This is a genomic window from Pseudomonas sp. HP_08 (assembly GCF_055284095.1).
Genome location: NZ_JBTOQC010000007.1, coordinates 170,536 through 180,716, shown reverse-complemented (window position 1 = coordinate 180,716; position 10,181 = coordinate 170,536). Strand labels below are relative to the sequence as shown.

Annotated in this window: 10 protein-coding genes; 8 read left to right on the top strand and 2 right to left on the bottom strand. The window is 60.6% G+C overall.

The genetic code is table 11. From position 1 onward, the window contains the following. Positions 1 to 183: 183 nt before the first annotated feature. Together ACYAS9_RS08745 and ACYAS9_RS08740 are read right to left on the bottom strand one after the other, a co-directional pair. Positions 184 to 1,404: a CaiB/BaiF CoA transferase family protein gene (locus ACYAS9_RS08745; protein ID WP_463567904.1), complete on the bottom strand. Its 1,221-nt coding sequence runs from the start codon at positions 1,402 to 1,404 to the stop codon at positions 184 to 186. 23 nt (positions 1,405 to 1,427) lie between these two features. Next, positions 1,428 to 2,609, bottom strand: a complete 1,182-nt coding sequence (locus tag ACYAS9_RS08740) for an acyl-CoA dehydrogenase (protein WP_463567903.1) — start codon at positions 2,607 to 2,609, stop codon at positions 1,428 to 1,430. Between the two features lie 157 nt (positions 2,610 to 2,766). Here ACYAS9_RS08740 and ACYAS9_RS08735 point away from each other — a divergent pair, with 157 nt between their 5' ends. The 8 genes from ACYAS9_RS08735 to ACYAS9_RS08700 all read left to right on the top strand — a co-directional run bounded on the left by ACYAS9_RS08735 (position 2,767) and on the right by ACYAS9_RS08700 (position 10,175). Continuing rightward, the gene (locus ACYAS9_RS08735; protein ID WP_463567902.1) at positions 2,767 to 3,684 is read left to right on the top strand and encodes a LysR family transcriptional regulator; all 918 of its coding nucleotides are present in this window, start codon (positions 2,767 to 2,769) and stop codon (positions 3,682 to 3,684) included. 416 nt (positions 3,685 to 4,100) lie between these two features. After that, positions 4,101 to 5,222, top strand: coding sequence for a Re/Si-specific NAD(P)(+) transhydrogenase subunit alpha (locus tag ACYAS9_RS08730; RefSeq protein WP_463567901.1), 1,122 nt, complete (start codon positions 4,101 to 4,103; stop codon positions 5,220 to 5,222). 11 nt (positions 5,223 to 5,233) lie between these two features. Beyond that, positions 5,234 to 5,551 carry an NAD(P) transhydrogenase subunit alpha part 2 gene (locus ACYAS9_RS08725; RefSeq protein WP_459745738.1) on the top strand — a complete coding sequence of 106 codons (318 nt, stop codon included), beginning with the start codon at positions 5,234 to 5,236 and terminating at the stop codon, positions 5,549 to 5,551. Next, on the top strand, positions 5,548 to 6,993 hold the full coding sequence (locus tag ACYAS9_RS08720) for an NAD(P)(+) transhydrogenase (Re/Si-specific) subunit beta (protein ID WP_463567900.1): 1,446 nt from the start codon (positions 5,548 to 5,550) through the stop codon (positions 6,991 to 6,993). The genes ACYAS9_RS08725 and ACYAS9_RS08720 overlap by 4 nt, the downstream gene beginning before the upstream one ends. 179 nt (positions 6,994 to 7,172) lie before the next feature. Beyond that, complete coding sequence (locus ACYAS9_RS08715; protein WP_463567899.1) at positions 7,173 to 8,666, top strand: acetyl-CoA hydrolase/transferase family protein; 1,494 nt, start codon at positions 7,173 to 7,175, stop codon at positions 8,664 to 8,666. Between the two features lie 320 nt (positions 8,667 to 8,986). Then, positions 8,987 to 9,199, top strand: a complete 213-nt coding sequence (locus tag ACYAS9_RS08710) for a DUF1127 domain-containing protein (protein ID WP_459745741.1) — start codon at positions 8,987 to 8,989, stop codon at positions 9,197 to 9,199. Positions 9,200 to 9,462: 263 nt separating this feature from the next. Next, positions 9,463 to 9,780 carry a DUF2388 domain-containing protein gene (locus tag ACYAS9_RS08705; RefSeq protein ID WP_463567898.1) on the top strand — a complete coding sequence of 106 codons (318 nt, stop codon included), beginning with the start codon at positions 9,463 to 9,465 and terminating at the stop codon, positions 9,778 to 9,780. A gap of 89 nt (positions 9,781 to 9,869) precedes the next feature. Then, positions 9,870 to 10,175 (top strand): DUF2388 domain-containing protein, encoded by a 306-nt coding sequence (locus ACYAS9_RS08700; RefSeq protein ID WP_463567897.1) that lies wholly within the window; start codon positions 9,870 to 9,872, stop codon positions 10,173 to 10,175. Positions 10,176 to 10,181: the final 6 nt, after the last annotated feature.

Below are 10,181 nucleotides of genomic sequence, written 5' to 3'. Positions count from 1 at the left end.
CCTCGCCGTTTTCACATCTAACTCGTTGATCTTCAAGGAGTTTTCAGTTTCTTCCGCGGCGGGAATGGTGCGCATTATAGAGCGCTGAGACGGGGCGTCAACACTTAATTTCAATATTGTGAAATTAACTGCCTACAGCCCCTGATATCGATTCCTTCTATATAGAAGGCCTATAGAAAGCCGCTACAGAACCTGCGCCTCACGCAGTACAGCTATTGCCTCATCACTCATACCCAGGACATCGCGCAGCACAGCCTGCGTATGCTCACCCAATAAAGGTGGCGCTCGCCGATACTGCACAGGCGTTTCAGACAACCGTATCGGGCTGGCCACCAGCGGCACTGTTCCGCCCAATGCGTGAGGCAACTCGATCGCCAGTCCGCGTGCCACGACCTGAGGATCCGCGAACACCTGGGCCAGATCGTTGATGGGCCCACACGGCACGCCGGCCGCCTCCAGCTCAACCACCCACTGCACCGTGGTCTTGAACACCGTCACCTGGCGAATCAGGGGAATCAGCTCGGCACGGTGCGCAACCCGCAATGTATTGCTCTTGAAACGCGGATCATCGGCCCACTCGGGCCGACCTGCCACCTCAGCGAACTTCCTGAACTGGCTGTCGTTGCCCACCGTCAGGATGAAGTCGCCATCGGCGGTCGGGAAATCCTGATACGGCACGATATTGGGATGTGCATTGCCCAGCCGGCGCGGCGCCACGCCCGTGCTCAGGTAATTCATCGCCTGGTTGGCCAGGCATGCCACCTGCACATCCAGCAGCGCCATATCAATGTATTGACCTTCACCGCTCTGATCGCGATGCGCCAGTGCCGCCAGAATCGCCGTGCTCGAATACAGTCCGGTCAGAATATCGGTCAACGCCACGCCGACCTTGACCGGCCCCGCACCCTCTTCGGCCTCCGCACGCCCGGTCAGGCTCATCAGCCCGCCCAGGCCCTGAATCATGAAGTCGTAGCCAGGACGCTTGGCGTAAGGCCCGGTCTGCCCGAACCCGGTGATGGAGCAATAGATCAATCGAGGGTTGATCGCCTTCAGCGATGCGTAGTCCAGGCCATACGCCGCCAGCCCGCCCACCTTGAAGTTCTCAATGAGGATATCGGAGCGCATCACCAGCTCGCGCACCAGTGCCTGGCCCTCGGTACGCGTGAAGTCGATGGTCACCGACTGCTTATTGCGATTGGCCGACAGGTAATACGCCGCCTCGCTGGTATTTTCTCCAGCGACATCCTTCAAAAAGGGCGGCCCCCAGGCGCGGGTATCGTCGCCACTGACCGGGCGCTCGACCTTGATCACATCGGCACCCAGGTCTGCCAGGATCTGCCCTGCCCAAGGGCCGGCCAGAACCCGCGACAAATCCAGCACTCGAACATGCGACAGCGCGCCCATGGCCAGCCCTCCTTGTGCGTCTATTAATAGAAGGCCTGAATACCGGTCTGCGCGCGCCCCAGAATCAGCGCATGCACATCGTGAGTACCTTCATAGGTATTCACCACTTCCAGGTTGACCAGGTGCCGGGCCACGCCGAACTCATCGCTGATGCCGTTGCCGCCCAGCATGTCGCGCGCCAGCCGCGCAACCTCCAGCGCCTTGCCGCAGGAATTGCGCTTCATGATCGAGGTGATCTCGACCGCCGCCGTGCCCTCATCCTTCATGCGCCCCAGGCGCAGGCAACCTTGCAGAGCCAGAGTGATTTCGGTCTGCATGTCGGCGAGTTTCTTCTGGATCAACTGATTGGCCGCCAACGGCCGACCGAACTGCTGACGGTCCAGCGTGTATTGCCGTGCGGTGTGCCAGCAGGATTCCGCCGCGCCCAGCGCGCCCCAGGAAATGCCATAACGCGCCGAGTTAAGGCAGGTGAACGGACCTTTCAAGCCGCGCACATCCGGGAAGATGTTCTCTTCAGGCACAAAGACGCTGTCCATGACGATCTCGCCGGTGATCGAAGCCCGCAAGCCGACCTTGCCGTGAATGGCCGGCGCACTGAGCCCGGCCCAGCCCTTCTCCAGAACGAAGCCGCGAATGTCGCCGGCATCATCCTTGGCCCACACCACGAACACATCGGCGATAGGGCTGTTGGTGATCCACGTCTTGGCGCCGCTCAGGCGATAGCCGCCGTCCACCTTGCGCGCACGGGTCACCATGGAGCCCGGATCGGAACCATGGTTGGGCTCGGTCAGGCCAAAACAGCCGATCCACTCGCCAGAGGCCAGCCTGGGCAGGTACTTCTGTTTCTGGGCTTCAGTACCGAACTCGTTGATTGGCACCATGACCAGGGATGACTGCACGCTCATCATCGAGCGATAGCCCGAGTCGACGCGCTCCACTTCACGGGCAATCAGCCCATAGCACACATAATTGAGGCCGCTGCCGCCGTAAGCTTCGGAAATGGTCGCGCCCAGCAGGCCAATCTCGCCCATCTCACGGAAGATCCGTGGGTCGGTCTGCTCATGGCGAAAGGCTTCAAGCACGCGTGGCGCCAGCTTGTCCCTGGCGAACTGCTCGGCGCTGTCACGGACCATGCGCTCTTCTTCAGTCAGTTGCTGATCCAGCAACAGGGGATCGATCCAGTTAAAGCTTGCCTTGCCACTCATGGTTGATGCCTCACCCAGAAAACCAATGTTGTGCCACAAGACTAGTCGCGCATCGCACGCCGGACAAACGACGATTACGCAAGCTGTTGTGCTAATTTCTCACTCCGTAATACAGCCGGGCGGCTGATTACCCATCAAACCAGTGAGGACTTGGTATATGCGCCGCAAAATCCCCAGCACAGCCGCACTGGTCAGTTTCGAATCGGCCGCTCGCCATGAGAGCTTTACCAAGGCCGCCCAGGAGCTGTCCCTGACCCAGAGCGCCATCTGCCGGCAGATCGGCAGCCTGGAGCAATTTCTTGGCATCGAGTTGTTCAAGCGTTCCCGCCGCGGGGTGAAGCTCACCGATGCCGGGCTTTCGTACAGCCGCCGCGTCGCCTCGCAGCTCGATGCCGTAGAGCGCGACACGCTGTCGATCATGGGCCAGCAAGGCGCCAGCGTGATCGAGCTTGCCGTCGTGCCGACCTTCGGCACTCAATGGCTGCTGCCCAGGCTCAAGGACTTCCAGCTGCGTCACCCGGAAGTCACCGTCAACCTGACCAACCGCACCCGCCCGTTCCTGTTCGCCGACACCGACTTCGATGCGGCCATCTACTTTGGCGATGCCGACTGGCCCGGCACCCAGGCTTATCGGCTGATGGGCGAAAACCCCATGCCGGTATGCAGCCCGGCGCTGCTCAAAGGCTTGAGCGAGTTAAGCGCCGGGCAGATCGCCGAACTGCCGCTGCTGCAACAGACCACTCGGCCTTATGCCTGGCGCCAATGGTTCAACGATCGTCAGTTACAAATACCCCGCGACATGACCGGCCCGCGCTACGAGCTATTCTCCATGCTGGCCCAGGCCGCCATGCACGAAATGGGCATCGCGCTGATCCCGCCGTTCCTTATTCAGCGCGAACTGCAGGAACAGCGCCTGATGATCGCCAACCCGCATGCACTGACGAGCATCAAGGCCTATCACTTGATGATTCCGGAGCGTAAAACCGAGACTGTATCGCTGCAGGCCTTCCGCAACTGGCTGATCGACCAGGCGCAACGCTACAGATTGCCGCAGGAGCGGGACGAAACCCGGTAGCAGAGACTTTAAAAGCACTACAGATATAACTATTTGTCGCTATTTTAAAACTGTCGTCCGGTCATCATACAAAAGTCCTTAACCCCTTTATTTACGTGGCTTTCAGACTGTTTAATCATTCAAATCCGGCCCTGAATGAAAAAATATTCTTTCCCACATTAACTTAATGGAATTAGCTACAGCCCTTACAGATAAAGGCATTGGCCGATTAGTTGCGACAATAGGTCACAGCATGACTTGTAGTTAATTTCCAGTCTCGTTACAGAATGTGTTGAAGGCCCGCTATTCTCACCTGCACAATGCGCCGCGCCTGGCCTGCAGGGCCACAGACACGTTGTCAGCACACTGCCAACGCCGAACCTGCCGCAGTCCGTTGGCCCACTCATGAAGAAGAAAGATCGCGCAGGAGACTTGCCGTGCACATTGGTGTTCCTCTTGAAACCCATGCGGGCGAAACCCGGGTGGCCGCCACCCCGGAAACCATCAAGAAACTGATCGGCCAGGGCCATACGCTGACCGTACAAAGCGGCGCCGGTATTCATGCCGGCGTCCCGGACAGTGCCTATACGACCGCCGGGGCTGTGATCGGCAGCGCCAACGAGGCGTTCGCGGCGCAGCTGATTCTCAAGGTGACCCCGCCCAGCGACGCAGAGCTGACGCTGATCAAGCCCGGCACGCTGCTGATCGGCATGCTCAACCCGTTCAGCAACGACACCATCGCCCGGATGAACGAGCGCGGCATCACCGCCTTCGCCCTGGAAGCGGCACCGCGCACCTCTCGCGCACAAAGCCTGGACGTGCTGTCGTCGCAGGCCAACATTGCCGGCTACAAGTCGGTGCTGCTGGCCGCGCACCACTACCCGCGTTTCATGCCGATGCTGATGACCGCCGCCGGCACCGTGAAGGCTGCCCGCGTGCTGATTCTCGGTGCCGGCGTTGCCGGCCTGCAGGCCATCGCCACGGCCAAGCGCCTGGGCGCGGTGGTCGAAGCCTCCGATGTGCGCCCGGCGGTGCGCGAGCAGATCGAGTCGCTGGGTGCCAAGTTCATCGATGTGCCCTACGAGACCGATGAAGAGCGCGAATGCGCCGAAGGCGTCGGTGGTTACGCCCGGCCCATGCCCGCCAGCTGGATGCAGCGCCAGGCCCTTGCCGTACACGAGCGCGCCAGACAGTCGGACATCGTCATCACCACCGCACTGATTCCCGGCCGCAAGGCGCCGGTGCTGCTCAGCGTCGACACCGTGGCGCAGATGAAGCCAGGCTCGGTGGTCATCGACCTTGCCGCCGCCCAGGGCGGTAACTGCCCGCTGACCGTGGCCGACCAGGTCGTGGTCGAGCACGGCGTGACCATCGTCGGCCACACCAACCTGCCGGCACTGGTGGCCGCCGATGCCTCGGCGCTGTATGCGCGCAACCTGCTGGACTTCATGAAGCTGCTGTTCGACAAGGACGGCCAGCTCTCGATCAACCTCGAAGACGACATCGTCGCCGCGTGCCTTATGTGCCGCGACGGCCAGGTCATCCGCAAAAACGGCTGAGAACAATCACCATGCAAGAGCTGATCTCCCCCGGTATCTACAACCTGATCATTTTCGTTCTGGCCATCTATGTGGGTTACCACGTGGTGTGGAACGTCACCCCGGCCCTGCACACCCCGCTGATGGCCGTGACCAACGCCATCAGCGCCATCGTGATCGTCGGCGCCATGCTCGCCGCTGCACTGACCGTCACGCCGCTGGGCAAGACCATGGGCACCCTGGCCGTGGCGCTGGCGGCGGTCAACGTCTTCGGTGGCTTCCTGGTCACCCGGCGCATGCTGGAAATGTTCAAGAAGAAAGCCAAGGCCAAGGACGAGGTGCAGAAATGAGCATGAACCTCGTCACCCTGCTTTATCTGATTTCAGCGGTGTGCTTCATCCAGGCACTCAAGGGTCTGTCGCACCCGACCACGTCGCGGCGCGGCAACCTGTTCGGCATGCTCGGCATGGGCCTTGCGGTGCTGACCACCATCGGCCTGGTCTACAAGCTGGCCAGCACCGTGGGCACCAGCGCCGGCATCGGCTACATCCTCATTGGCCTGCTGGTCGGCGGCACCGCCGGCTCGATCATGGCCAAGCGCGTCGAAATGACCAAGATGCCGGAGCTGGTGGCCTTCATGCACAGCATGATCGGCCTGGCGGCGGTGTTCATCGCCATTGCCGCCGTGGTCGAACCGCAATCGCTGGGCATCGTTGCCCAGCTGGGCGACGCCATTCCGGTCGGTAACCGTCTGGAGCTGTTCCTCGGCGCCGCCATTGGTGCGGTGACCTTCTCGGGTTCGGTGATCGCCTTCGGCAAGCTGTCGGGCAAGTACAAGTTCCGCCTGTTCCAGGGCGCACCGGTACAGTTCGCCGGCCAGCACAAGCTCAATCTGGTGCTGGGCCTGGCCACGCTGTTCTTCGGCCTGACCTATATGTTCAGCGGCAACCTCACCGCCTTCGCCATCATGCTGGTGCTGGCCTTCGTGATCGGTGTCCTGCTGATCATCCCCATCGGCGGCGCCGACATGCCGGTGGTGGTGTCGATGCTCAACAGTTATTCGGGCTGGGCAGCAGCGGGCATCGGCTTCTCGCTGAACAACTCGATGCTGATCATCGCCGGCTCCCTGGTCGGCTCCAGCGGCGCGATCCTCTCGTACATCATGTGCAAGGCCATGAACCGCTCGTTCTTCAATGTCATCGGCGGCGGCTTTGGTGCAGCGGCCGATACCGGAGCCGCAGGCGGCAGCAAGGAACAGCGGCCGGTCAAGTCGGGCTCGGCAGACGATGCCACGTTCCTGCTGACCAATGCCGACACCGTCATCATCGTGCCCGGCTACGGCCTGGCCGTGGCCCGTGCCCAGCACGCGCTCAAAGAGCTGACCGAGAAGCTGGTGCACCACGGCGTCACCGTGAAGTACGCGATCCATCCGGTGGCCGGGCGCATGCCGGGGCACATGAACGTGCTGCTGGCCGAGGCCGAAGTGCCTTATGACCAGGTTTTCGAGATGGAAGACATCAACTCCGAGTTCGGCCAGGCCGACGTGGTGCTGGTGCTGGGTGCCAACGACGTGGTCAACCCGGCAGCGAAGAACGATCCCGCGTCGCCGATCGCCGGCATGCCGATTCTGGAGGCTTATAAAGCCAAGACCATCATCGTCAACAAGCGCTCGATGGCCAGCGGCTATGCCGGCCTGGACAACGAACTGTTCTATCTGGACAAGACCATGATGGTCTTCGGCGACGCCAAGAAGGTCATCGAAGACATGGTCAAGGCGGTCGAAGCGCACTGATCCAGAACGCTTGAAAAAGCCCCGGCCTGCTTGCAGCCCGGGGCTTTTTTACGCCTGCTGTAACAGTGTTTTGCTCTGAAAGCCGCTAATTAGAGCCCTCGAATACGACCTTGGTCGGGGGACGAAGCGTCGTCCAGCCACTAGACTTGGCGCTCTCTTGCACCCCGAGACAATAAAATATGTACCGTGACCGTATCCGCATGCCGAGCCTGATGGGCAAGGTAATGAGCGCGGCTGATGCCGCAGGCCTGATTGAAGACGGCATGACTGTCGGCATGAGCGGCTTCACCCGCGCCGGTGAAGCCAAGGCGGTGCCCCACGCGCTGGCCGAACGCGCCCGCCTCTCGCCGCTGAAGATCAGCCTGATGACCGGCGCCAGCCTGGGCAACGATCTGGACAAGCAACTGACCGAAGCCGGCGTGCTGTCGCGGCGCATGCCCTTTCAGGTCGACAGCACCCTGCGCAAGGCCATCAATGCAGGCGACGTCATGTTCATCGACCAGCACCTGTCCGACACCGTCGAGCAACTGCGCAACCGGCAGATCAAGGCGGTGGACCTGGCGGTCATCGAGTGTGTAGCCATCACCGAAGAAGGCCATCTGGTGCTGAGCACCTCGGTCGGCAACTCGGCCAGCTTCGCCATTCTTGCCAAACAGGTGATCGTCGAGATCAACCTGTCGCAGCCGCTGGAGCTTGAAGGCCTGCACGACGTCTATATCCCCAGCTACCGCCCGACGCGCCTGCCGATTCCGGTGCTGGAAGCCGACTCGCGCATTGGCAGCACGGCCGTGAAGATCGACCCTGCGAAAATCATCGGCATCGTCATCAGTGACCAGCCCGACTCGCCGTCCACGGTGCTGCCACCGGATGTCGAGACCCAGGCCATCGCCAATCACCTGGTCGAGTTCTTCAAAAGCGAAGTGCGCGCCCAGCGCCTGACAGAAAGCCTGATGCCCCTGCAAGCCGGCATCGGCACCATCGCCAACGCGGTCATGCACGGCCTGCTGGATTCGCCGTTCAAAAACCTGACCATGTACTCCGAGGTGCTGCAAGACTCGACCTTCGACCTGTTCGACGCCGGCAAGCTCGACTTCGCCTCGGGCAGTTCCATGACCCTGTCGGCGCCCAAGCACGCGCAAGTGTTTGCCGACTTCAACCGCTACAAGTCACGGCTGGTGCTGCGCCCGCAGGAAATATCCAACCACCCGGAAGTGATCCGCCGCCTGGGCATCATCGGCATCAACACCGCGCTGGAGTTCGACCTGTACGGCAACGTCAACTCCACCCATGTGTGCGGCACGCGGATGATGAACGGCATCGGTGGTTCGGGAGACTTTTCGCGCAACGCGCACCTGGCGATCTTTGTCACCAAGTCGATCGCCAAGGGCGGCGCCATTTCCAGCGTGGTGCCGATGGTCAGCCATGTCGACCATACCGAGCATGACGTCGACATCCTGGTCACCGAGCAAGGCCTGGCCGATCTGCGCGGTCTGGCACCGCGCGAGCGGGCACGGGTCATCATCGACAACTGTGTACACCCCGCCTACCGCGAAGCGCTCAACGATTACTTCGCGGGCGCCAGTCAACTGGGAGGTCATACCCCGCATTTGCTGCGCGAAGCACTAAAGTGGCACATCAACCTGGAAGAGACAGGACGCATGTTGCCCGCCTGAAGAACACAGTTGCACAGGTGCAAGATACTTTTTGCACCTGACTGTAAAACTGAAACAGCCCACTGACAAAAACTGTACTTCTGTACTGGTCTAAAACCGTCTTTAAATGACAGATTCGCGACCCGCGCGAGTAAAAATGCACCATTAACGTGCAGACCAGTACAGTCGCCCCATTTATGAACAAAACAGTGCCCATAAACAGTTAACTGAACTCTCACAATACAAATGAACTGTGTCTGTAGAGATCGACTGAACGAGAGGAAGATAGGCACCAGTCAAGCCAATCTCTAATCCCGCCACAAGCGGAAGGAAGTCACACCATGGAACGTACAGTCAGTTCCGAGCTGTTCAACGAAAGCACCGTTTCCAACCAGTCTGCCCTGCCTCTGCGCGCCTTCGCGACCCTGATGCTGTGGCAACGTCGCCTGTCGAGCCGCCGTCAACTGGCTCGTCTGGACACTCGCCTGCTGGCTGACGCCGGTATCAGCGAATCCCAGCGCTACGAAGAACTGAGCAAACCGTTCTGGCGTTGATACGGCGCGTACTGGAGCAGGCCTGAAGGCCACCTTCCAGTCCACCGAATCTCCCCAAAGCCCGTCGCAGGCAACTGCTGACGGGCTTTGTCGTTTCTGATCGCCGGAATGGCTACAGACAAGTACAGTTTCAATAAATATAAAAACCAATAAAACTGTTATATGCCACTGGCCATCCGCTGCGATAGCACCCGGCAATCACCTGCGATAGGCTAGCAACCACCTTTTGAAGACCGCTTCATTCATCTAGACGGAACTCCATCATGTCCTTTCTGCGAATTCTTGGTACTGCCGTGCTGTTGACCGCTGCTGCCAGCGCCCATGCAAGCAGCTTCGTCGTGACCACCGATACCCTGGTCGGCGCGGTGGCCGCCTCCACCGACGCCACCTCCGATATCAGTTCGTCGCTGCGTGACGACAAGATCGTGCGCGCCGCCCGTGACGACGCCGCCAGCTTCGTCGGCAGCGCCGGTGAAATCCGTGGCGCACGCCTGGAAGGCGCGCTGAACCACATCCGCCAGCAGCAACCGACCCTGCAAGCCAGCGACACCCAACTGGCCGAAGCCATTCTGGCCCTTTGACCCGCTCTGCCCCGCCATTCGGCGGGGTAGCTCTGCCCAAGGCATTGCGCTAGCCTTGGGCCTCGTTTTGCCATTCATATCGAACACTTATGCGTTTATTGCACCTGTCGTTTCTGGCGACCCTGGCCAGCCTGATGTTTATCGGCCAGGCCCAGGCGTTCGACACCAGCACTCAGGGCGTGGTCATCAGCGGCTACGTCACCAGCCAGGTCACTTCTGCACCGTTCGACAACAAGCTGATTCTGGCGGCCCGCGACGACGCGGCGGCCTTTGTCGCCAGCAACGGTCAACTGCGTGGTGCGCAGCTTGAATCGGCCCTGCAGTTGCTGCGCCAGCGCGATACAAAACTTCGTGCCAGCGACCTTGAACTGGCACAGGCAATCCTCGTCCAATAATCACTT

Excerpts from the sequence above, each read along its gene's own strand:
- ACYAS9_RS08700 (WP_463567897.1), top strand. The coding sequence starts at position 9,870 with ATGCGTTTATTGCACCTGTCGTTTCTGGCGACCCTGGCCAGCCTGATG.
- ACYAS9_RS08735 (WP_463567902.1), top strand. The coding sequence starts at position 2,767 with ATGCGCCGCAAAATCCCCAGCACAGCCGCACTGGTCAGTTTCGAATCG.
- ACYAS9_RS08705 (WP_463567898.1), top strand. The coding sequence starts at position 9,463 with ATGTCCTTTCTGCGAATTCTTGGTACTGCCGTGCTGTTGACCGCTGCT.
- ACYAS9_RS08715 (WP_463567899.1), top strand. The coding sequence starts at position 7,173 with ATGTACCGTGACCGTATCCGCATGCCGAGCCTGATGGGCAAGGTAATG.
- ACYAS9_RS08745 (WP_463567904.1), bottom strand. The coding sequence starts at position 1,404 with ATGGGCGCGCTGTCGCATGTTCGAGTGCTGGATTTGTCGCGGGTTCTG.
- ACYAS9_RS08710 (WP_459745741.1), top strand. The coding sequence starts at position 8,987 with ATGGAACGTACAGTCAGTTCCGAGCTGTTCAACGAAAGCACCGTTTCC.
- ACYAS9_RS08720 (WP_463567900.1), top strand. The coding sequence starts at position 5,548 with ATGAGCATGAACCTCGTCACCCTGCTTTATCTGATTTCAGCGGTGTGC.
- ACYAS9_RS08725 (WP_459745738.1), top strand. The coding sequence starts at position 5,234 with ATGCAAGAGCTGATCTCCCCCGGTATCTACAACCTGATCATTTTCGTT.
- ACYAS9_RS08740 (WP_463567903.1), bottom strand. The coding sequence starts at position 2,609 with ATGAGTGGCAAGGCAAGCTTTAACTGGATCGATCCCCTGTTGCTGGAT.